The 20284-nt window shown below is 57.2% G+C and carries 21 protein-coding genes and 1 tRNA gene; 6 read left to right on the top strand and 16 right to left on the bottom strand.

Annotation, left to right across the window (positions count from 1 at the left end):
• Positions 1–103 precede the first annotated feature (103 nt).
• Positions 104–1408, top strand: coding sequence for a nicotinate phosphoribosyltransferase (gene pncB / locus ABUK73_RS16950; protein ID WP_353578292.1), 1305 nt, complete (start codon positions 104–106; stop codon positions 1406–1408).
• A 16-nt stretch (positions 1409–1424) separates the two neighbouring features.
• On the opposite strand, the gene ABUK73_RS16955 is transcribed toward pncB, so the two are convergent.
• Both ABUK73_RS16955 and ABUK73_RS16960 read right to left on the bottom strand, forming a co-directional pair.
• On the bottom strand, positions 1425–2621 hold the full coding sequence (locus ABUK73_RS16955) for a TCR/Tet family MFS transporter (protein WP_353578293.1): 1197 nt from the start codon (positions 2619–2621) through the stop codon (positions 1425–1427).
• A 335-nt stretch (positions 2622–2956) separates the two neighbouring features.
• Positions 2957–4354 carry a leucyl aminopeptidase family protein gene (locus ABUK73_RS16960; protein WP_113086331.1) on the bottom strand — a complete coding sequence of 466 codons (1398 nt, stop codon included), beginning with the start codon at positions 4352–4354 and terminating at the stop codon, positions 2957–2959.
• A gap of 141 nt (positions 4355–4495) precedes the next feature.
• Between ABUK73_RS16960 and ABUK73_RS16965 the strand changes: the two genes are divergently transcribed.
• Complete coding sequence (locus ABUK73_RS16965) at positions 4496–5320, top strand: tetratricopeptide repeat protein (protein ID WP_353578294.1); 825 nt, start codon at positions 4496–4498, stop codon at positions 5318–5320.
• Positions 5321–5387: 67 nt separating this feature from the next.
• Here the strand turns inward: ABUK73_RS16965 and ABUK73_RS16970 are convergent, their stop codons facing one another.
• The 9 genes from ABUK73_RS16970 to ABUK73_RS17010 form a co-directional block, all read right to left on the bottom strand.
• Positions 5388–6374 (bottom strand): type II secretion system F family protein, encoded by a 987-nt coding sequence (locus ABUK73_RS16970; protein WP_353578295.1) that lies wholly within the window; start codon positions 6372–6374, stop codon positions 5388–5390.
• Between the two features lie 12 nt (positions 6375–6386).
• Positions 6387–7391: a type II secretion system F family protein gene (locus tag ABUK73_RS16975; protein WP_353578296.1), complete on the bottom strand. Its 1005-nt coding sequence runs from the start codon at positions 7389–7391 to the stop codon at positions 6387–6389.
• A gap of 59 nt (positions 7392–7450) precedes the next feature.
• Positions 7451–8917, bottom strand: a complete 1467-nt coding sequence (locus ABUK73_RS16980; RefSeq protein ID WP_353578297.1) for a CpaF family protein — start codon at positions 8915–8917, stop codon at positions 7451–7453.
• Positions 8918–8956: 39 nt separating this feature from the next.
• A complete protein-coding gene (locus ABUK73_RS16985) occupies positions 8957–10246 on the bottom strand; it encodes an AAA family ATPase (protein WP_353578298.1) in 1290 nt (429 codons plus the stop codon).
• A 37-nt stretch (positions 10247–10283) separates the two neighbouring features.
• Complete coding sequence (locus tag ABUK73_RS16990; RefSeq protein ID WP_353578299.1) at positions 10284–10964, bottom strand: CpaD family pilus assembly protein; 681 nt, start codon at positions 10962–10964, stop codon at positions 10284–10286.
• 14 nt (positions 10965–10978) lie between these two features.
• Positions 10979–12571, bottom strand: coding sequence for a type II and III secretion system protein family protein (locus ABUK73_RS16995; RefSeq protein ID WP_353578300.1), 1593 nt, complete (start codon positions 12569–12571; stop codon positions 10979–10981).
• Complete coding sequence (gene cpaB, locus ABUK73_RS17000) at positions 12568–13374, bottom strand: Flp pilus assembly protein CpaB (RefSeq protein WP_353578301.1); 807 nt, start codon at positions 13372–13374, stop codon at positions 12568–12570. Before cpaB ends, ABUK73_RS16995 begins: the two co-directional genes overlap by 4 nt.
• A 128-nt stretch (positions 13375–13502) precedes the next feature.
• Entirely contained in the window at positions 13503–14039 is a 537-nt protein-coding gene (locus ABUK73_RS17005; RefSeq protein WP_454892384.1) for an A24 family peptidase, read from the bottom strand.
• A 56-nt stretch (positions 14040–14095) separates the two neighbouring features.
• Complete coding sequence (locus tag ABUK73_RS17010) at positions 14096–14284, bottom strand: Flp family type IVb pilin (RefSeq protein WP_353578302.1); 189 nt, start codon at positions 14282–14284, stop codon at positions 14096–14098.
• Positions 14285–14714: 430 nt separating this feature from the next.
• Between ABUK73_RS17010 and ABUK73_RS17015 the strand changes: the two genes are divergently transcribed.
• Entirely contained in the window at positions 14715–15110 is a 396-nt protein-coding gene (locus ABUK73_RS17015) for a pilus assembly protein N-terminal domain-containing protein (protein ID WP_353578313.1), read from the top strand.
• A 185-nt stretch (positions 15111–15295) separates the two neighbouring features.
• On the opposite strand, the gene ABUK73_RS17020 is transcribed toward ABUK73_RS17015, so the two are convergent.
• The 4 genes from ABUK73_RS17020 to ABUK73_RS17035 all read right to left on the bottom strand — a co-directional run bounded on the left by ABUK73_RS17020 (position 15296) and on the right by ABUK73_RS17035 (position 17066).
• A tRNA-Leu gene (locus ABUK73_RS17020) sits at positions 15296–15382 on the bottom strand.
• A gap of 168 nt (positions 15383–15550) precedes the next feature.
• Positions 15551–15862, bottom strand: coding sequence for a SelT/SelW/SelH family protein (locus tag ABUK73_RS17025; RefSeq protein ID WP_353578303.1), 312 nt, complete (start codon positions 15860–15862; stop codon positions 15551–15553).
• Between the two features lie 89 nt (positions 15863–15951).
• Positions 15952–16470, bottom strand: a complete 519-nt coding sequence (locus tag ABUK73_RS17030; RefSeq protein WP_353578304.1) for a GNAT family N-acetyltransferase — start codon at positions 16468–16470, stop codon at positions 15952–15954.
• A gap of 17 nt (positions 16471–16487) precedes the next feature.
• Positions 16488–17066: a helix-turn-helix domain-containing protein gene (locus tag ABUK73_RS17035; RefSeq protein ID WP_353578305.1), complete on the bottom strand. Its 579-nt coding sequence runs from the start codon at positions 17064–17066 to the stop codon at positions 16488–16490.
• Between the two features lie 218 nt (positions 17067–17284).
• Here ABUK73_RS17035 and lepA point away from each other — a divergent pair, with 218 nt between their 5' ends.
• From lepA to ABUK73_RS17050, 3 genes are read left to right on the top strand one after another with little or no spacing between them, the layout of a single operon-like run.
• A complete protein-coding gene (gene lepA, locus ABUK73_RS17040; RefSeq protein WP_353578314.1) occupies positions 17285–19123 on the top strand; it encodes a translation elongation factor 4 in 1839 nt (612 codons plus the stop codon).
• A gap of 54 nt (positions 19124–19177) precedes the next feature.
• The gene (locus ABUK73_RS17045) at positions 19178–19408 is read left to right on the top strand and encodes a type II toxin-antitoxin system CcdA family antitoxin (RefSeq protein WP_353578315.1); all 231 of its coding nucleotides are present in this window, start codon (positions 19178–19180) and stop codon (positions 19406–19408) included.
• Complete coding sequence (locus ABUK73_RS17050; RefSeq protein ID WP_113086346.1) at positions 19408–19704, top strand: CcdB family protein; 297 nt, start codon at positions 19408–19410, stop codon at positions 19702–19704. Before ABUK73_RS17045 ends, ABUK73_RS17050 begins: the two co-directional genes overlap by 1 nt.
• Positions 19705–19788: 84 nt before the next feature.
• On the opposite strand, the gene ABUK73_RS17055 is transcribed toward ABUK73_RS17050, so the two are convergent.
• A complete protein-coding gene (locus tag ABUK73_RS17055; RefSeq protein ID WP_113086347.1) occupies positions 19789–20109 on the bottom strand; it encodes a hypothetical protein in 321 nt (106 codons plus the stop codon).
• Positions 20110–20284 lie beyond the last annotated feature (175 nt).

Below are 20284 nucleotides of genomic sequence, written 5' to 3' on the forward strand. Positions count from 1 at the left end.
GATAAGTCTTTGTCTCCGGAGCAGATCAGGCTCCTGAAGGCTCAACGCCTTTCGAAATGCGCGGCGACACCGGTTTTGTCCGGTGCGGGGGATAGCAGCAGCAATGACGAAGACAGACATAGCGACCCGTGTTCACAACCACACCTGGAAGCTCGACCCCATCGTCCGCAGCCTTATCGACACGGACTTCTACAAGCTGCTGATGTTGCAGATGATCTGGAAGCTGTATCCAGAGGTGAATGCGACCTTCTCGCTGATCAACCGCACCAAGACCGTCAAGCTTGCCGATGAAATCGACGAGATGGAGCTGCGCGAACAACTGGATCACGCCCGCAGCCTGCGCCTTTCCAAAAAGGAAAGCATCTGGCTGGCGGGTAATACCTTCTATGGCCGTTCGCAGATTTTCGAGCCTGAGTTCCTGTCGTGGCTGGATAGCTATCAGCTGCCGGAATATGAGCTGTTCAAGCGTGACGGGCAGTATGAGCTGAATTTCCACGGGCGCTGGATGGATACCACGCTATGGGAAATCCCAGCCCTTGCCATCATCAATGAGCTTCGTTCGCGCAGCGCCATGCGATCGCTCGGTTACTTCACGCTGGATGTTCTCTATGCCCGCGCAAAGGCCAAGATGTGGGAAAAGGTGGAGCGCCTGCGCGAATTGCCGGGCCTGCGCATTTCCGATTTCGGCACCCGCCGCCGCCACAGTTTCCTCTGGCAGCGCTGGTGCGTGGAAGCGCTGAAAGAAGGCATCGGCCCGGCCTTTACCGGCACCAGCAATGTATTGCTGGCTATGGATTCCGATCTGGAAGCCGTGGGTACCAATGCGCATGAGCTGCCGATGGTGGTTGCGGCACTCGCCCAGAACGACGAGGAACTGGCTGCAGCACCCTATCAGGTGATGAAGGACTGGAACCGGCTTTACGGCGGCAACCTGCTGATCGTGCTGCCGGACGCTTTCGGCACTGCGGCTTTCCTGCGCAACGCGCCCGAATGGGTGGCGGACTGGACCGGCTTCCGTCCCGACAGCGCTCCGCCTATCGAAGGTGGCGAAAAGATCATCGACTGGTGGCAGAAGATGAACCGCGACCCGAAGAAGAAGCTGCTGATTTTCTCCGACGGTCTGGATGTGGATGCCATCATCGACACCTACAAACACTTCGAAGGCCGCGTGCGCATGAGCTTCGGCTGGGGCACGAACCTGACGAACGACTTCGCAGGCTGCGCGCCCAAAACCATCGAAAGCCTCAAGCCCATCTCTGTGGTGTGCAAGGTCATCGATGCCAACGGCCGCCCGGCCGTCAAGCTTTCCGACAATCCGCAAAAGGCCACCGGCGAGCCGCAAGAAGTGCAACGATACCTGAAATTCTTCGGTCAAGAAGACCGCAAGGAACAGGACGTCGTCGTTTAAAGATGCGACGTGCGTTTCACACGGACGCCGCCTCAGCCTGCTGTGATCTGAATTTCAGGCTCAGCACCAGCGGTATGCTGATGGCGTAAATGGTGACGACCGACAGCCAGATCGCACCCGGCCATTGCTCCCTGACCACGAAATAGAAGCTGGAAAAGAACAGCGGTGCCACGATGGAAGCCAGACTGACGATAGATGCCAGTACGCCCTGAAATTGTCCCTGCTGGCTGGCGTCCACCTGACGGGTGGCGAGAGATTGCAATGCCGGCACGCCGATGCCAGCAAGTGCAAATATGGGCATGATCGCAAAGATGACCCATCCCTGCGTGGCAAAGGCCATGACGATCAACGAAACGCAGGCGCAGGTGATGCCGGTCAGAATGGCATTGCGCTCACCCAGCAGTTTGACCGCAGGACCCGGAAGAAACGCCTGCGAAAGCGCCTGGCAGACCCCGAACGTGCCGAGCGACAGGCCGATGGAAAGCCCGTTCCACTGGAAGGTGTCGGCACCCCACAGCGCCCATGATGTGCCATAGGCTTCACCGGCGGCGCTGAAGATAAAAAACACGAAGACGATGGGCAGAACGCGTCTCAGCGAAAACACCCAGCGCAATGGACGAAGCGGATTGAGTGCGGCAAGGTCGATCGCCTCACGGCTTGGTTTGCGCGATTCCGGCAGCACGAAGAATGCCAGCAGCAGATTGAACCCGTTCAGCACCGCGGCGGCGATGAAGGGTAGTCGCACCCAGTACTCACCAAGCGCGCCGCCCAGTATGGGACCGATGATGAAGCCAATGCCGAACATGGCGTTGAGAAGGCCGAACCGGGTGGCGCGTGTGTCTTCAGGCGAGATATCGGTGATGTAGGCACTCGCCACAGACACATTGGCGCTGGTCAACCCAGCGATGGCGCGACCGAGCAGCAGCATCCACAGACTTGGGGCAAAGGCGAGGAAAAGATAGTTGATGGCGGCACCCGCCAGCGAGATCAGGAGGACCGGGCGACGGCCCAGCCGGTCGCTCAGCGAGCCGAGCACAGGGGCGAAAACGAACTGCATGGCCGCATAAAGTGCCGCCATCACGCCGATATAGGCAGCCACGTTTTCGGCATGGGTCACGCTTTGCAAGAGTGTTGGAAGAATTGGAAAGATGAGACCGATGCCAACGGCATCGAGGACGATGGCAGCGAAGATGACAATAAGGGATTTGCTCATGACGAGTTCCAGTCAACGCAAGCACGCGAAGGCGCTCGGCCTGATGGCTTGCGATTGGGTTGATATGCTGTGTTTGGAACCGCTGGCCGACAGTGGTCTTGAACGACCAAAGTGGCGTGTGCTTGACCGCCTGGACGACAATTCGTCCACCTGTTTACTCCGCTACTGAGCGGATCAAGGGAAGCAGCCGCTTTTCGCGACGGCTGCAAAATAAGACGAAATGCCGTGTGTGGCAAGCATGTTTGATGGACATGGAAAATGACAGGATTTGCAGATGCCCAGAGGCTTGTCTGGGCATCTCGAAAGCACCTGTCAGGCTTGCAGTGACCGCCCTGTTACTTCTTGGCGAAGCTGCGCGAGATGTAATGGAACAGGGCGCGGATGGCCTGTGCCTCGCCGCCGACCGACGAGTGTGAGCGGTCGCTGAGAGACCAGCCGTAAATATCGAAATGCACCCATTTCTTCGTGCTTGTTACGAAACGCTTGAGGAAGAGGGCCGCTGTAATCGATCCGGCCATGCCGCCCGCTGGCGCATTGGTAATGTCGGCTGCGCGGGAGCGGATATCCTTGTCGTAGCCCATGTAAAGCGGCAGGCGCCACAAGGGATCATCCACATCCATGCTGGCATCGGCAATGCTGTGGGCCAGGTCTTCGTCATCGGTGAAGAAGGGCGGTACGTCAGGGCCGAGTGCGACGCGGGCTGCACCCGTCAATGTCGCCATGTCGATCATCAGATCAGGCGCATCTTCATCCGCATAAGCAAGCGCATCGGCCAGAATGAGGCGGCCTTCGGCATCGGTATTGTCGATCTGGACCGTCAGCCCCTTGCGGCTCTGGTAGATATCGCCCGGGCGGAAAGCGTTTGCAGAGATGGAGTTTTCCACCGCAGGCACGATGACGCGCAGGTCGACAGGTAGGCGGGCATCCATGATCATCAGGGCCAGGCCCAGCACATTGGCCGCGCCGCCCATGTCCTTCTTCATCAGGGCCATGGAGGAGGAGGGCTTGATGTCGAGGCCACCGGTATCGAAGCACACGCCCTTGCCGACCAGTGTCAGGCGCGGATTGCCCTTCTTGCCCCATGTCATTTCCAGAAGGCGCGGCGCGCTTTCGCTGGCGCGACCGACCGCATGAACAAGCGGGAAGTTTTCCTTCAGCAGGTCATCGCCGGCAACCACGGAAACCTGCGCCTTGTAATGGGCGGCAAGGCTGCGGAAGGCGATTTCCAGCTGATCTGGCCCCATGTCGTTTGCGGGCACGTTGATGAGGTCGCGGGCCAGATAGACGCCGGCCAGAATGCGCTTGATTTCCGCATCTTCCGCATCGCGCGGGATCAGAAGCTTCGCGCCATTGCTCTTCACTGTGCGGTATTTGTCGAAGTGATAGGCGCCGAGACCAAAGCCCAGCATCAGGCGATTGACCGTCAGCGGTGCCGTTTCGATGTGCCAGTCGCCCTCCGGCAATTCTCTCGCCAGTTTACCGCTGATGAAAGGCAGTTCGGATGGGTTGGTGCCGAGACCCATAAGCGCGCCACCGAGGGCACCTTCTGCAGACGGGATCAAAAGAATTGCACCCGCATCTGCCTTGAAGCCTGCCTTGCGTGCCCAATCCAGCGCAATCGGATCAATCGCACCCTGTTCGATATGGGCGGGCGTCACGGCAAAAACCGGCAGCGTCTTGCCTGCTTTGGAACTGAAAGGCGTGGTGCGTTCGATAAATTGATAGGGAGGCATTAGGCTGCTTTCGTAAAGGTCTGGAATCGGCAAATTAACACTCTGTTAGGGTTAACAGATTATTGCTGGAGCGAGGGTTGCGTCGCATTTCATTATGCCATGCCGCCCATTTCGATCCAAACCGAAAGCCGGGGCAATGTCATGATTGCTGTTTCTAACATTTCAGCCCGCCACAAAACGCTGCTTCGCGGTGTCTGCGCGGCCGTGCTTGCCCTTTCGCTTGCAGGATGTTCCACCAACAAGCCGGATCGCATGTCGACGGGATCGATTGCCCCTGTCTCCCATTCCTATGATCAGATGAACATGGAGCAGTTGCGACAGGCAGAGGCCACCACGGGCAAAGCCTATGAGCGCAACCCTAAGGATCGCAACACCGGGCTCAACTACGCCAATCTTCTGATGATGACCGGCAAGAACACACAGGCTCTCGCCGTGATGCAGCAGGTCGCCATTGCCTATCCAGCCGACCGTGAGGTTCTCGCCTCCTATGGCAAGGCGCAGGCCGCTGCCGGACAGCTGGAGCAGGCACTCGGCACCATCGGCCGTGCACAGACGCCCGATCGCCCCGATTGGCGTCTTTATTCTGCCGAAGGTGCGGTGCTGGACCAGCTTGGCCGCTCCAACGAAGCACGGGCCAAGTATCGCCAAGCCTTGGATCTGAAGCCCAACGACCCGAGCATTCTGTCCAATCTCGGCATGTCCTACGTGCTTCAGAGCGATCCGCGCACCGCAGAAACCTACATGCGATCCGCCGCCTCCCAGCCGGGAGCAGACAGCCGCATCAGACAGAATCTGGCGCTCGTCGTTGGTTTGCAGGGCCGGTTCGAAGAAGCCGAGCGCATCGCCATGCAGGAACTTTCCGCCCAGCAGGCACAGGCCAATCTCACCTATCTCCGTGGCATGCTGTCTCAGCAGAACGCCTGGTCGCAACTGTCCGACAAAAACAAGAAGACGGCGACCAACTGATAATCGTAAGATTTATAGCTAAAAAAGCGGCCTTGAAGGTCGCTTTTTTTTCGTTTGTCCGTCGTCATCAGAACGTATCGGAAATCCGAATGCCCGCAGGGCCGAGAATGACGGCAACGAGGACGGGCAGGAAGAACAGGATCATCGGCACGGTGAGCTTTGGGGGCAGGGCGGAGGCCTTCTTTTCCGCTTCGTTCATGCGCTCGTCACGGCCTTCCTGGGCCAGAACGCGCAGCGCCTGCGCCAAGGGTGTGCCGTAGCGTTCCGCCTGGATCAGCGCCTGCACCACGCTTTTTACGCCATCCAGCTGGGTGCGAATGCCGAGGTTCTCAAGCGCTGTTCGCCGGTCCTGAAGGAAGGACAGCTCCGCCGTCGTCAGCACCATTTCCTCGGCGAGTTCTGGCGACTGGTCGGCCATTTCCTCGGCCACGCGGCGCATGGCCGCTTCCATCGATACGCCTGACTCCACGCAGATCAGCATCAGATCGAGCGCATCCGGCCAAGCGCGCTTGATGGATTTCTGGCGCTTGGACATCTGGTTGGAGATGAAAATATTGGGTGCATAGAAGCCGAGATAGCCGAAACCCAGCACGGCCATGAGACGCAGGCCAAACGGCCTTGTGATCAAGTTTCCGGCGACGAAGACCCATAGGAAAGCGAGGATCAGAAAAACGAAGGGCAGGATGAAACGGGCTGCCAGAAAGGTGTTGAGCGCGTTCTGGGATCGATAACCGGCAGCGCGCAGCTTGTTGACCGTATTAGCATCCACCAGCGCTTCGCGCAGGTTGAAGCGCTCCACGATGCGCCGTGCCGACTTGTTGTTGTTGGCGCGCAGCGACGCCTTGCCACCCTTTGCGGCCTCGCTCATACGGTCGCGTTCGCGGCTTCTGATCTGGTCGCGCTCGGTGGAGACGGCCTTCATGCGCTTGTTGAGGTCGCCCTTTTCGAAATAGGGGATGGCCAGCGTATAGAAGGTGGCAAACACGGCCACAGACACCAGAATGGCGATGATGAGGTGCGGGTTGGTGAGGCTAGCTGCAAGTTGTTCTGACATAGTGCTACCGCCTCAAATATCGAAGTTGATCATCTGGCGCATGATGACGATGCCGATGGACATCCAGATCGCCGATGCGCCCAGAATGAGATGCCCACGCGGATCGGTAAACAGAACCATGATGTAGTCTGGTGAGGTGAGGTAAACGAGCGTCGCCACGATGAAGGGCAGAGCGCCGATGATGACGGCAGACGCCTTGGCTTCCATGGAAAGTGCAGCGACCTTGGCCTTCATTTTGCGCCGCTCACGCAGCACCTTGGAAAGATTGGCGAGCGCTTCGGAAAGGTTACCGCCCGCCTGCGCCTGAATGGTGATGACGGTGCCGAAGAAGTTCACTTCCGGCAGTGGCATGGTCAGCATCATGCGGTTGATGCCTTCGGGAATGCTCATGCCCACCTGCTGCGCTTCCACGACGCGCTGGAACTCGGTCTTGACCGGCTCCTGCCCATCGGACGCAATCAGCCGAACGGAATCGTTCAACGGCAGACCGGATTTGATGGAGCGGTACATGACGTCAAGCGCGTTTGGAAACTCTTCCAGAAACTTGTTCTGCCGCCGCTTGACCAGAAAGCCCAACACCCAGCGTGGCAGGCCGAGCGCGCCGACAATGCCCCCGCCCAGCGCCAGCAGCAGTGGCGCCGCGTAGAGCAAGGCGACGAGAAAGACGGAGAGCCCAAGCCCCGCGCTCATGAAATAGAATTTCTGAATGGAGATCGAGAGACCGGCCTGAGCGAGCCTGCCGCGCAGACTTGTGTCCTTCCGGTCTTTGGACTTCTCGTTCTGCTTCTTCTCCAAATCCTTCAGCGTATCCTGAACGGATTTTCGACGCTTGCTCATTTCCTGAACGCGGTCGCGGGCTGCCTTGATCTTGGTGTGGTCGGTTTCCGCGGATTTGACGCGGTTCACGCGGTTTGCGGTCTTCTTCTCGACTTCGATTTGCGGGAACAGAAAGACATAGGCCATCGCGCCTGCCGAAACGGCGACGAGGATCACAAGCAGCATCACCGTCATGTTCATTTACTGTCCGCCTTGGCCTTGAGCCTGCCGTTCGTCCCCTGACGCTGGCACGCTTTAATTTATTGAGACTTGCTTTCCATTTCATCGAGAGCCGCCGCAAGGCGCTTTTCCTCGTTGAAATAACGGGCGCGATCCCAGAAATGCGGCTTGCTGATGCCGGTGGAAACATGGCGGCCCAGCAACTTGCCGCCCGCATCTTCGCCGTCGATTTCGTAGCGCATCAAATCCTGGGTGATGATGACATCCCCTTCCATGCCCAGCACTTCGGTGATCTGGGTGATGCGGCGCGAGCCATCGCGAAGACGGGCAGCCTGAATGACGATATCGACCGAGCCGGAAATGATCTCGCGCACGGTCTTGGCGGGAAGGCTGAAGCCTCCCATGGCGATCATCGATTCCATACGGCTGAGACACTCACGCGGGGTGTTGGCGTGGATCGTGCCCATGGAGCCGTCGTGACCGGTGTTCATGGCCTGCAACAGATCGAAGACTTCAGGTCCACGCACTTCGCCGACGATGATTCGTTCAGGGCGCATACGCAGGCAGTTCTTGACGAGATCACGCATGGTGATTTCGCCTTCGCCTTCAATGTTCGGCGGGCGGGTTTCCAGACGCACCACATGCGGCTGTTGAAGCTGCAGTTCGGCGGTGTCTTCGCAGGTGATGACGCGTTCGGTCTTGTCGATATAGCTCGTCAGGCAGTTCAGAAGCGTCGTCTTGCCCGAACCGGTGCCGCCTGAAATGACGACATTGCAGCGAACGCGCCCAATGATTTGCAGCAGAACCGCACCTTCCGGTGTGATGGCACCGAAGCGCACCAGCTGATCGAGCGTCAGCTTGTCCTTCTTGAACTTACGGATCGTCAGCGCCGGACCATCGATGGCAAGCGGCGGGGCAATGACGTTGACGCGCGAACCATCCGGCAGACGGGCGTCGCAGATCGGGCTCGATTCATCCACACGGCGGCCAACCTGGCTGACGATGCGCTGGCAGATCGACAGAAGCTGGGCATTGTCGCGAAACCGGATATCGGATTCAATAGTCTTGCCGCCGACTTCGATGAAGGTCTGGCCGGAGCCATTGACCATGATATCGGCAATGTCGTCCCGGGCCAGAAGCGGCTCCAGCGGACCATAGCCCAGAACGTCGTTACAGATGTCTTCCAGCAGTTCTTCCTGCTCGGAAATCGACATCGCGAAGTTCTTGATGGTGATGATATCATTGACGATATCGCGGATTTCTTCGCGCGCGCTCTCGGTATCGAGCTTGGCCAGCTGCGACAGATCGATGGTGTCGATCAGGGCGGAAAAGACCTGCGCTTTTGTCTGATAATAGTCGTCGGTGCGCACACGCTTTCGCGCCTGCGCAGGGGCCGCGTGGGTCGGTGGGGCAGGCGGCGCAAGCACCATGGTCTCGGCGGGCTCGGCCCGTGGCGTGGCGACGACCGTAGACGGGGCAGGGGCGGAGGCCGCCTGCCCTGTGGGTGTGGCTCTGGAGAAGCCTTCGTTGCCACGTTTTCCGAACATATGTTTCTTCCGGCATGTCGCTGCACAGGCAGCGCTGCATTATTTGCGTTTTATGAGGTCCATGATTTTGCCAATGCCTGCGCGCTTTGCCTTGCGCGCGGAAGATCGGCCCGTCACGACATGGGAAATCTGCGAGAAAGTTTCGGCAATCGGGGATTTTGCGTCGATTTCGCTGATCATGCGCCCGCTATTGGCCGCATTGCCAAACAGCTGCACATCGAAGGGGATGATCGCGATCGGTTCGATTTCCAGCGGCTCGAAGAAATCCGCAGGCGCGATTTCCGGGCGTTTGACCATGCCGACCTGGTTGAGCACGAGATGCGGAACCTTGTCGTTCGGTCGCAGCTTTTTGAGCGCATCCAAGAGGTTCTTGGTGTTGCGAAGATTGGCGAGATCAGGCACCGCGGTGATCACCACCTCGTCGGCCTCCGCCAGCACCGTCTGTGTCCATTCCGACCAGATGTGCGGAACGTCCAGAACGGCTATGGGCGTGCTGCGCTGAAGAAGCTCCAGCAAGGGCTGAAAGGTCAGCCGCTCAAAATCGTAAGACCTGTCCAAAAGTGAAGGGGCTGCGAGAAGGGACAGATGTTCGGAGCATTTGGTCAGCAGGCGATCAAGGAAAACCTCGTCCAGCCGTTCAGGCGCATAGACCGCTTCGGCAATGCCCTGCGCAGGGTCCTGGTCGAAGTCGATATTGGCCGTGCCGAACGGAAGATCCAGATCGGCGAGAATGGTTTCGGTCGAAAACAGGCTCGATATACCGAAGGCGCAGTTGTGGGCGATGGTGGATGAACCGACACCACCCTTCGCGCCGATGAAAGCGATATTGCGGCCCAGCGGCTCAGCCTCGGGGTCCACGAAAATGGCCGAGATGGAGGCCAGCAGATCCGGCATCTTGATGGGCGCGACCAGGTATTCCGAAATGCCGTTGCGGATGAGGTCGCGATAGAGCGAAATGTCATTGTAACGCCCAACGATGATGACGCGGGTCGTTGGGTCGCAGACTTCCGCCAGCGGCGCCAGATCGCTCAGCAGGTTAGAGGGCTCACGCGCCGTTTCGAGAATGATGAGGTTCGGCGTCGGGCTGGAGGAAAACATCGTCGCAGCCGCTTCGATTTCGCCATTCGTCACACGCAAGCTGACCTTGGTCATGCGCCTGTCGTTGGAAAGGCGTTCCATCAGCCGCTGCATGGCCTCGCTTTCGCAAAAGGCATGGATGGAGATGCGGGGCAGAGGCCGCAAACCATCCATGTCGCCTGCGCGCAATGGCTCGTCGGCGCTTGGCTCTTCGGGATGTCCGCGCTGAATATCGTAATCTACCGAGCTCATTGTTTTTCCCGTTGCCGCATGCGTTCTCTGTCAGACATCATTCCGTTGTTGCCGTCGTCTTGCCTGCACGATAATTGCCGATGACGACAGAGCGGCGCTCTGCATCGATCGGGCTCATGCCGCGCGGGCCGACAAGGTCCATCGGGTTGGCCACCTGGGCCGCCAGATTGTTCTGGGAGGCGCAGCCGAAATTGTACCAGTTCTTGTTGGAATAGGTGTTGTTGGAGAGGTCGTCCGGCCATTGTCCGCACTGCCCGGTCATGGCCGTCATGGCAATGAAACTCAGTCGAATGGGAGCGGCGTCGCCCGTTGGAGCAGCGCCATAATGCGTCTCGACGATCTTGCCAGCGGGGATTCCCGAAGAGTTCAGCACCGAGCGGATCTGACGCTTGAGGATCGAGGCGGCTGCCGAATTCGCAGAGCCCGTCGGCACCTGGATTTGCACGACACCGGAGGACGTCGCCGTATAGCTCTGCGCAAAGCCCTTGATATTGTCGGCCATGCCCACCGTCAGGCGGTTGTCGCCGGACGAGACCGGAATATCCAGCGAGTGCTGCGCTTCCGAAAGCGTAATGGGGTGACGGGTGCGGTAGTCGTCTGGAATAGCACCCGTTGACATCGGGTCGCGCGCGCAGCCTTGCGCCAGCGCTGCCGTCGTCAGCAAGGTTAGAACGAGGCCAGCCCGGCGGATGGTGTGGCGGTGTGCGAAAGGCTTCATCTGAAATATCTTTGTCATTTGTAGATAAACCCTACCGAGCCCTGATAGGGCTGTGTGTGAGCCTGCTGCCTGTTGCCGTAAACCTTGTTCACCCGGTTCATGAAATACATGGCCGCATCGTTTTCCGGGTTGAAGTTGTCGTCAGGCCGGGCGATCTCGTTGCGCGACACCGGTCGCACCAGATAAGGCGTGGCGATGATGACGAGTTCGGTTTCGTTACGAATGAAGTCCTTGCTACGGAACAGCGTGCCGAGCACCGGCACCTTGGAAACGCCGGGAATGCCGGACATCGCCTGGCGCACATTGTCCTGGACGAGACCTGCGATGACGATGGAACCGCCGGAGGGAAGTTCCACGCTGGTCGAGGCCTCGCGCTTGCGGATCGACAGATACGTGCTGCCGGGAACCCTTGTGCTGCTGCCGTTGCCAGTCGTGACGCTGCCTTCATAGGTCGGCTCGGAAACGTTGGTCTCGATTTTCAGGCTTATGCGTCCGGGCGACAAGACAACGGGTCGGAAGTTCAGCTCGATACCGTAATTCACCGTATCCGTTGAGCGCGTGACGGTCGGTTGACCTGTGGTGCTGTCGAAAGCCACTTCCTGTTCGGCAGCCAGACGGAATTCTCCGCCGACATAGAATTTGGCCTGTTCACCGGAAATCGCCGTAAGGCTGGGTTCTGCCAATGTGCGCATGACCCCCGCCTGTTCCATTGCATTGAAATAGCTGCCGAGCGCCAGCTTGCCGATTGTGCCGGTTATATTGCCAGTACCCGCGAGGCCGATCGCGTTGCCGAGGTTCGACGGATTCGAGAACGCGATGCCACCCGAGGGGTTAGTACCGGAACTGCTGATCGAACCATTGAAGCCCAACTGCTTCAGAACCTGACGGCTAACTTCCGCAACCGTTACCTTCAACGTCACCTGATCTTCACCCTCGATCGTCAGCATATTGACGATGGAGGATTGCTGGCGATCTTCAGCGAAGATGGCGACGGCGCCATCGCCATTGCTCTGGCTTGTCTCGGTAATGTTACGCGTGGTCGCCTCACCGCCTTTGAGGAAGGCGGAGGCGAGCTGGACGGCGCGAGCGGAATCCTGCGGCGTGCGCACACTTCCCGAAAGCACGATATTGTCCGATACGATCTCGACGCGAATATCCGATTCCGGAATGAAACGCCGCAGATTGGCCTGAAGCCCGGAAATATCGCGTTCGACTTCGAGATCAAGGCTGACGATTTCCTGACCCTGATCTCCGAAAATGAAGATATTGGTCTGACCGACGGCCTTGCCGAACAGATAGATACGCCGCGAACTGCGGGTCACGGCATCAGCCATGCTGGGATCGGCCACGAGAATATCATGCGCATCCTGCGGCAGATCGATGACCAGTGCCTTGTTCAGGCCCAGCTTCAAGCGCTTGCGAACGCCCTGGCCACTCTCACTGATGCGCACGATGCTGGCGCTTTGTGCAAGTGCTTCATGTGTCGAAAGCCCGAAAGGCGCATTCATGCCGGGGAAGCCCGAAAACGCGATACAAAACGCCAGTCCGCCCGTGACGGAAGAGCGCATGGCCTGTTTCAGGCGCAAAAATCCGTGAGATGCGATCATTGTGACGACCCTCCCTGTCCTTCCCGGACGATAGAGCCGGATTTGATCACTTGAATTGCCGGTTGTCCCGAGCCACCGCTCAAGAGATAGTCGGCGGCTTTCGTATCGCTGTCCTGAGCATCGGCAATCGAGCGCAGGGATAGCGTCAAACGATCCGCCATCTGTTGCGCGACGGTCATGATTTTCGCCTGCTCCGGCGTCAGTTCCAAGGTCGCGGTTGCGCCGACGACCGCAGTCGTGCCGCCTTCACCTTCCTTGATCTGCTGGTCGATGGCCAGAACGCGAACATTGTTGAGAACGTTTTCCGTGATGAATGTGCCCGCGTCGCCCTTGCGCACCATGATGACGTCGACACGGTCATTCGGCAGCACGAAGCCACCTGCACCTGTCGCGACGGAGATTTCCGTGGCGACGGCGCGTTTGCCCGCAGGCAGCAGCGAGGACATGATGCTGGTGCTGGAATCCACCAGCTTTTCAGAGCGCAATGGCTCGCCTTCAAACAGCGGCAGCCGCACGATGGAGCCAGTCAGTTCAGTAATGGCGTCCGGTCTTTTGGTCTCTGTAATGAGGCTGTCGTTGATGCTTCCCTGTGGCCAAGGTGCCCAGCGCACGGAATCCGGGCTCAACCGGCTGCCGACGGGAAGATTGACGGAGGACACCAGAACATTGACCGTCGGCTCTTTCTGGATAATCGCTTCCGCTTTTTCAACCACCTGAGGGGTCGCAAGCTGCATGGCCAGCAAACCGGCAAGACCGGCAGCGAGGACAGCGACAGAAAGAATGATGACACGCGACGGCTTCATGCTGGGACCTTGAAAGAGTCAGAATCTCTGCCCTCACCATGGCCCGCCATTGGTGTAATTATAGTTAATAAAATCTGTCGGCTTGTGGTTAATGAGAAATAAACGGCGTGGTTTTCGCCGGATCGGCGTTACAGCATGTGCTGCATTGCAAGCTGTACGATTGGCGCTTCGGGGTAGGTCAGCAAGCCAGCGGCTGCGATGGCGATCCCATATGGCACTTTTTTAGCGAAAATTAACGAGTCGGGAATGGGCAAACCACTCGCCATGATTTCCTGTGACCGTGAACGCAGCATAATAATGCCGATAGTCAGAAAACCGCCAAATACGGCTACAGTCAGAATAAAGACTGCGAGGGGGAGACTCAAGCCAAACCACACGGAACAAGCGGTTAAGAGTTTGGCGTCACCACCACCCATTATATTAAAAGCAAACAATGAAAAACAAACTGAGAAAACCAGAATTGCAGCGACAGCACTCAGTGCGATATCATTCCAGCCCAGAGACGTGAAAGGGCTTACTGCAAAGAAAGAAATAAGAAGAATTGCCGATACTCTGTTAGGTATCGTCATGCTGATGAGATCAGTCAATGCAGCAAAAGCTAAGCAAAGAGGCAAAATCGAGAAGATCGCAAAATTTAGCAAATCTTTTCTCCTGATGATTCGCATGCTTAGAGCAACAGCGACGCCGCTCAGCAAGCGGCGCCACTAGGTCATACTGTATTTTACTGGTTAGAACGGGTCGCCGCTGTCGTCATGCGTGTACCAAGGTTGGTAAAGAGAATGCCGATCTGTGTGCCAACTACGCCAGCACCAGCGATAATAGCAACGGAAATCAGCGCTGCGATCAGGCCGTATTCAATGGCGGTCGCGCCGGACTCGTCTTTCATGAAGCGAGCGAAAATCTGTGTCATGCGGGTTCTCCTAAACTCTGTTTTGTTGTTCAGCACGCCGACAACTGTTTTCCGTTGTTCGGTTGTCCCTAAATTACAGAAGGTCGATTTCCAACCGCTTAAAAAATCTCGTTAAAAAACGGTAAATACGATGTCGAATTGAGCATAGTAAACAATACCGTAAAGCAGATTTTCAAATTTTACAGAAGGCTGAATGCGCTTGTTTCCAAGGGTTTCAGCGTGTTTTTTTGGACGCCGTGCGTCAAAACGTAACGCATGCTTTGTGCAATTATGGGTCATTGGGCGGGCGTAGCCGACGCAACCGGAAATTTGTGATCGATGCATATCATTATGGGATTCGCACTTAACGCTTCATTCACCAATCCCGCGCATGGTGTTTTTGATCAAGTTGCGTCAATCAAGGCTGCCCCTGTCCATGTCATCTGCTTTTATGGCTCGAATCGCTGTTACCCTGACGGTGCTTGTCGCAACGCCAGCAATGGTGATGTCTGCCGATGACGATATGCTGCGTGTCTCCATGAATCACGCCAGAGTGCTGAAGCTTGATCGTCCCGTCAGCAAGGTCATTATTGGCAATTCCAAGGTCGCAGATGCCACGGTTGCAGACGCCACCACCATCGTTCTGACAGGCCGCAGCTTCGGTACCACCAATCTCGTGCTGCTGGATGCCGAGGGCAATGCCATCGTCGACGAGCGCGTGCTTGTTTCTATCGATGAAGGCAACACGGTGCGCGTGTTCCGCCAGACCGCCCGCACGGTTCTGTCCTGCACGCCGAACTGCGAAGAGCATTCGCCGAACGAAGGCGCAGCCGCCGGCGGCCAGTAAGCCATAATCGTATTTTTTAGGGTGTTTTTGTCAGCCACGACGCGAAGCCGTTTTTGGTCGTTGAAAAATGAGTTTTCGCCTGGCGGTTTCCCAAACAAACAACACTCATCACCTCGCCCCGAGGGCGATTTTTTTCAGTGTCATTTTTCGGTAAGTGATTGATCTGGCTAAGATCAAAAATGGAATGGTGCCCAGAAGAGGACTCGAACCTCCACACCCTTTCGAGTACCAGCACCTGAAGCTGGCGCGTCTACCAATTCCGCCATCTGGGCGACGAGGAGCCATGTACGGGGGCAGCCGTCTGGTGTCAACAGAGATTTTGAAGTTTTGTGACGATCATTGATTTTTCAGCGAAAAAACTTGAGGAACCGTCGTGGATGCCTGTTGGCGACACATTGAGAGGCCCGCGACAGGCCTTCATGAAGCCGTCTGAAAAGGAATCAGCTATCCAGCCCTTCGTTCTTGGACCGGTCGAGGTGGCCGAGGTCGCGGTCGGGGTCGATGACATCGCGGACCCGTTGCTTGAGTTCCTTTGGTCCGGGGAAGCCGCCATCGCGCTTGCGTTCCCATAGGACGTTTCCATCCAGCAGGATTTCGAAGCGTCCGCCGGTTGCGGGCACGAGAGAGACTTCTGCGAGACTATCGGAGAATGTATGCAGCAATTCCTGCGCCATCCATGCCGAGCGCAGGAGCCAGTTGCATTGGGTGCAATAGATAATGGAAATGCGTGGCTTGGCCGCTGTGTCTGTCATTTGGGCCCTCATCAATGGTCCGGTTTCGAAACGATGAGGCCATGTTCTGCGGCCAAGCAGATGTTTGCAAGCGTCGATGCGGCGAAAATCTAGCCGATGTCTTTGTAGAACCACGTCGTATCGCAGTAACGACCATCGGGATGCATGGCGTAATTGGGAATGACGCCAACGCGCTGCCAGCCGTAGCGAGGGTATATCGCTTCGACCTTGCTGCCGGAGGCCGTATCCAGCACCAGAAGTGTACGGCCACGGCTGACGGCTTCGGCTTCCACCCGCTCCATGAGCAGGCGCGACAGCCCAAGCCCGCGGGCGGAGCGATGCACCAGAAGTTTCATCAGGTCACCACGGTGAGGCTGGTTGGGTTTGGAGGAGAGTCCCACCTGCACGGTGCCGACGATTTTGCCGTCCACCTCTGCCACCACATGGATCGTGTCGCCATTTTCCACCGACTTTGCCACGTTCTGCCAGAAGGCAGTCGCATCTGCGGGCGCAAAGGGCAGCATGAAGCCGACGGAGGCGCCGCCATTGACGCAGTCGGACAGGACTTCGCAAAGGTCCGGGAGTGCGGCCAGGGTTTCCTCGCCGTTCAGCATGCGGATAGTCGTCATTTAAAACTCCTGAAATGTCAGCGCTTTCGCTGGTCCAGCACCACGGCATAGCGGGCAGGGTGGTCGGACGGATTGTGAAATATGTGCCCTTCGCCCACGGGCATGAACAGGCAGTCGCCAGGCTCCATCAGGTAGACCTCGGCACCTGTCGTCATTTCGAGAGTTCCCTCCAGCAGCCAGACATATTGCGTCATGCCGCGGCTTGCGGTGTGTGGAGGAAAACTGACCCTTGCATGGGCCGGAAAATCGACCTCGACGATATCGATATCGGAGTCCATTCGAGGGGGAGAGATGACGCGGCGTACGTAACCGCTTTCCGGGTCCTTCCAGGTGGATTGATCCCGTTTGCGCATCAGCGGGGAAACGATCTCGTCATCCTCCGCAAAAAAGCCGGAGAGCGAAAGGCCCAATGCTGCACAAATCCGCGCCAGTAGCGCTGCCGTTGGGCTGGCTTCTCCGCGCTCGATCCGCGAGATCATGGCGCGGCTAACGCCGGAGGCGCTGGCGAGCTGATCGAGTGTGAGGCTGCCCTGCGTTCGCAGATATTTGATGCGATCCGCTATCGAGCGTTCGAAGGTGTCGGTTTCATTTTCCATTATGAGAGAATATAAATCTCAGATGATGGAGTCAATATCCATGATGATGGAATTATGGATCGCTAGGTGAGAAATCCGGCGTGCAGCTGTGCCATGCAGCATCTCAACTCGCCATATCGCTTGTCACATTTCTGCTAACGCTCGTCTGCCTGCTGAAAAAGCCCAACTTAAAAGGCTTTTAACCAAATTCCCGCTTTTCCAGCGCAAAGGCCCCTGCTATAGCGCGGGGCATGAGCACAAATTCGACCCGCACTCCGCTTGACCATATCCGCAACTTCTCCATCGTTGCCCATATCGACCATGGCAAATCGACCCTGGCAGACCGGTTGATCCAGTCTACTGGCGGCCTTGCCGAGCGCGATATGTCCGAGCAGGTGCTCGACAATATGGATATCGAGCGCGAACGCGGAATCACCATCAAGGCACAGACCGTGCGCCTGCATTACAAGGCGAATAACGGCGAAATCTATGTGCTGAACCTCATCGACACACCCGGCCACGTCGATTTTGCTTACGAAGTCTCGCGCTCGCTTTCGGCGTGCGAAGGCTCGCTTCTGGTGGTGGATGCGTCCCAGGGCGTGGAAGCGCAGACGCTGGCCAATGTCTATCAGGCCATCGACAACAATCATGAACTGGTGACGGTTCTGAACAAGATCGATTTGCCTGCTGCCGAGCCGGAGCGCATCAAGGAACAGATCGAAGAAGTCATCGGCATCGATGCATCTCAGGCCGTGCTGATTTCGGCCAAGACCGGTCTCGGCATTCCCGATGTTCTGGAAGCCATCGTTCACCAGTTGCCGCCGCCAAAGAGCGAGCTTGGCGAAAAGGGTCCGTTGAAGGCTCTGCTGGTCGATAGCTGGTATGACACCTATCTCGGCGTCATGGTTCTCGTGCGCGTTCTCGATGGCGTGCTGACCAAGGGCCAGACCATCCGCATGATGGGCACGGACGCGAAATATCAGGTGGAGCGCGTCGGCGTTCTGACGCCGAAGATGGTGGCTGTCGATAGCCTCGGTCCGGGCGAAATCGGTTTCATTACCGGTTCGATCAAGGAAGTGGCCGATACACGCGTCGGCGATACCATCACCGAAGACAAGCGCCCAACCGCGCAGGCTCTGCCGGGCTTCAAGCCTGCCCAGCCTGTGGTGTTCTGCGGCCTGTTCCCGGTTGATGCCGCCGACTTTGAAGATCTGCGCGCCGCCATGGGCAAGCTTCGCCTCAACGATGCGTCCTTCTCCTTCGAAATGGAATCGTCCGCCGCTCTCGGCTTCGGTTTCCGCTGCGGCTTCTTGGGCCTCTTGCATCTGGAAATCATTCAGGAACGCCTCGAGCGCGAATTCGATCTAGACCTCATCGCGACGGCTCCATCGGTGGTCTATCAGCTGACGATGACGGATGGTTCGGAGCGCGAGCTGCACAATCCGGCTGACATGCCCGATGTCGTCAAGATTTCCGAGATCCGCGAACCGTGGATCAAGGCGACCATCCTGACACCTGATGATTATCTCGGCGGTATTCTGAAGCTTTGTCAGGATCGCCGTGGTGTTCAGACCGAGCTGACCTATGTCGGAAAGCGCGCCATGATCACCTATGAACTGCCGCTCAACGAAGTCGTCTTCGATTTCTATGACCGCCTGAAATCTATCTCCAAGGGCTATGCCTCCTTCGATTACCATCTAGATGGTTACCGCGAAGGCAATCTCGTGAAGATGTCGATCATGGTCAATGGCGAGCCGGTGGATGCGCTCTCCATGCTGGTGCACCGTATGGCTGCCGAAAAGCGTGGCCGTGACATGTGCGAAAAGCTGAAAGACCTCATTCCGCGCCACATGTTCAAGATCCCGATCCAGGCCGCCATCGGCAGCAATGTGATCGCGCGCGAAACCATCTCGGCCATGCGCAAGGACGTGACCGCCAAGTGCTACGGTGGCGATGCCACCCGTAAGCGCAAACTTCTGGACAAGCAGAAGGAAGGCAAGAAGCGCATGCGCCAGTTCGGCAAGGTGGACATCCCGCAGGAAGCCTTCATCGCAGCACTGAAGATGAAAGACGATTGATCTTGCCTTCAAGCTTGATGCGTATAAACTATGCGCATCAAGCCGGAGGTTTTCATGCCGTCTACAGCCAGAAAAGCAGCCAATCTATCTTTGGACAGTGCGCTCGTCGAGCAGGCGCGTGAGTTGAAGATCAATATTTCGCGCGCGGCCGAAGAAGGCATAAGTCAGGCCATCAAAGCGGAACGTGAACGCGTGTGGCGGCTGGAAAATGCCGAGGCCATTCGGCAATCTAATGAGTATGTCGAAAAGCACGGTTTGCCGCTGGCACAATATCGTAAGTTCTGATGGCGCGTTTCGATATCTATCGCCTGAAGTCTGGCGCGCTGGTCATTGATCTTCAGGCAACGATCATTGACAATCTCGACACACGCGTCGTGGCACCGTTGCTGTCTTTCGAAGAGTTTCCCAAGCCGATCCTGCGCCTCAATCCCAAATTAGAAGTGGCTGGAAAGACTGTGATAATGGTCACTCATATGTTGGGCGTCATATCCGTGCGGGATATTCACGAAACCATCGGTCGCTTTTCTGATGATGATCATGCGATCATGGCTGCAACGGATTTTCTGTTTCAAGGCTTTTGATATTTTCAGCCCCGATAGACGAGCGCAAAAAAAACCGCCTGCCCGGAGGCAAGCGGCTTTTCGTTCAAATAACAACCTCAGTTGTTATGGCTGTGTCTGCGTGCCGCCAGTGTTTGGCGAAGCAGGGGTCGTATTATTGGCTGGCGGAGCGGCCGGGGTCATTGGCGCTGGTGCCGGAGCCTGGTCGGTGACAGCCGGAGGCGTCGTCGACGATGTTGTGGTTGGGTCAGTTGTCGAAGGTGCACTCATCTGCATCCAGATGAAGCCGCCGACGAGAAGGACGGCGATGACGGCTACCCAAGGTGCCCAGCCAGCCGACTTGCGAGCGGCTTCTGGTGTGGTACGCAGTTCCGGACGATCCGGACGAAGATTAGGGTCGCGTGGCAGATTTGGATCGAAAGTCATGGTGTTTTCTCCTCTTCTATGGGGAGAAAATGCAAATATACGTGATTGGTTCCAGAAATGTGAGAATGATGAAATATACCGCTAGAGCGTTTCCTTGTTAAATGGAAACAGTTCTGTTGGTTCAAACGGGATCGACTGCTTGTCCGGACGGCGCGTGCCGTAGCCTTAGCATACG

The organism is Agrobacterium vacciniicorymbosi, from assembly GCF_040427045.1.
In the GTDB taxonomy this organism is placed as follows: Bacteria; Pseudomonadota; Alphaproteobacteria; order Rhizobiales; family Rhizobiaceae; genus Agrobacterium.

Coding starts and splice junctions, on each gene's coding strand:
- ABUK73_RS17055 (WP_113086347.1), bottom strand. CDS start 20,109: ATGACTTTCGATCCAAATCTGCCACGCGACCCTAATCTTCGTCCGGAT.
- ABUK73_RS17005 (WP_454892384.1), bottom strand. CDS start 14,039: ATGCGAATCATCAGGAGAAAAGATTTGCTAAATTTTGCGATCTTCTCG.
- ABUK73_RS16985 (WP_353578298.1), bottom strand. CDS start 10,246: ATGAGCTCGGTAGATTACGATATTCAGCGCGGACATCCCGAAGAGCCA.
- ABUK73_RS17010 (WP_353578302.1), bottom strand. CDS start 14,284: ATGACACAGATTTTCGCTCGCTTCATGAAAGACGAGTCCGGCGCGACC.
- cpaB (WP_353578301.1), bottom strand. CDS start 13,374: ATGAAGCCGTCGCGTGTCATCATTCTTTCTGTCGCTGTCCTCGCTGCC.
- ABUK73_RS17035 (WP_353578305.1), bottom strand. CDS start 17,066: ATGGAAAATGAAACCGACACCTTCGAACGCTCGATAGCGGATCGCATC.
- ABUK73_RS17050 (WP_113086346.1), top strand. CDS start 19,408: ATGGCGCGTTTCGATATCTATCGCCTGAAGTCTGGCGCGCTGGTCATT.
- ABUK73_RS16955 (WP_353578293.1), bottom strand. CDS start 2,621: ATGAGCAAATCCCTTATTGTCATCTTCGCTGCCATCGTCCTCGATGCC.
- ABUK73_RS16980 (WP_353578297.1), bottom strand. CDS start 8,917: ATGTTCGGAAAACGTGGCAACGAAGGCTTCTCCAGAGCCACACCCACA.
- ABUK73_RS16990 (WP_353578299.1), bottom strand. CDS start 10,964: ATGAAGCCTTTCGCACACCGCCACACCATCCGCCGGGCTGGCCTCGTT.
- ABUK73_RS17030 (WP_353578304.1), bottom strand. CDS start 16,470: ATGACGACTATCCGCATGCTGAACGGCGAGGAAACCCTGGCCGCACTC.
- ABUK73_RS16965 (WP_353578294.1), top strand. CDS start 4,496: ATGATTGCTGTTTCTAACATTTCAGCCCGCCACAAAACGCTGCTTCGC.
- ABUK73_RS17025 (WP_353578303.1), bottom strand. CDS start 15,862: ATGACAGACACAGCGGCCAAGCCACGCATTTCCATTATCTATTGCACC.
- ABUK73_RS17045 (WP_353578315.1), top strand. CDS start 19,178: ATGCCGTCTACAGCCAGAAAAGCAGCCAATCTATCTTTGGACAGTGCG.
- ABUK73_RS17015 (WP_353578313.1), top strand. CDS start 14,715: ATGGCTCGAATCGCTGTTACCCTGACGGTGCTTGTCGCAACGCCAGCA.
- ABUK73_RS16970 (WP_353578295.1), bottom strand. CDS start 6,374: ATGTCAGAACAACTTGCAGCTAGCCTCACCAACCCGCACCTCATCATC.
- ABUK73_RS16960 (WP_113086331.1), bottom strand. CDS start 4,354: ATGCCTCCCTATCAATTTATCGAACGCACCACGCCTTTCAGTTCCAAA.
- ABUK73_RS16975 (WP_353578296.1), bottom strand. CDS start 7,391: ATGAACATGACGGTGATGCTGCTTGTGATCCTCGTCGCCGTTTCGGCA.
- ABUK73_RS16995 (WP_353578300.1), bottom strand. CDS start 12,571: ATGATCGCATCTCACGGATTTTTGCGCCTGAAACAGGCCATGCGCTCT.
- pncB (WP_353578292.1), top strand. CDS start 104: ATGACGAAGACAGACATAGCGACCCGTGTTCACAACCACACCTGGAAG.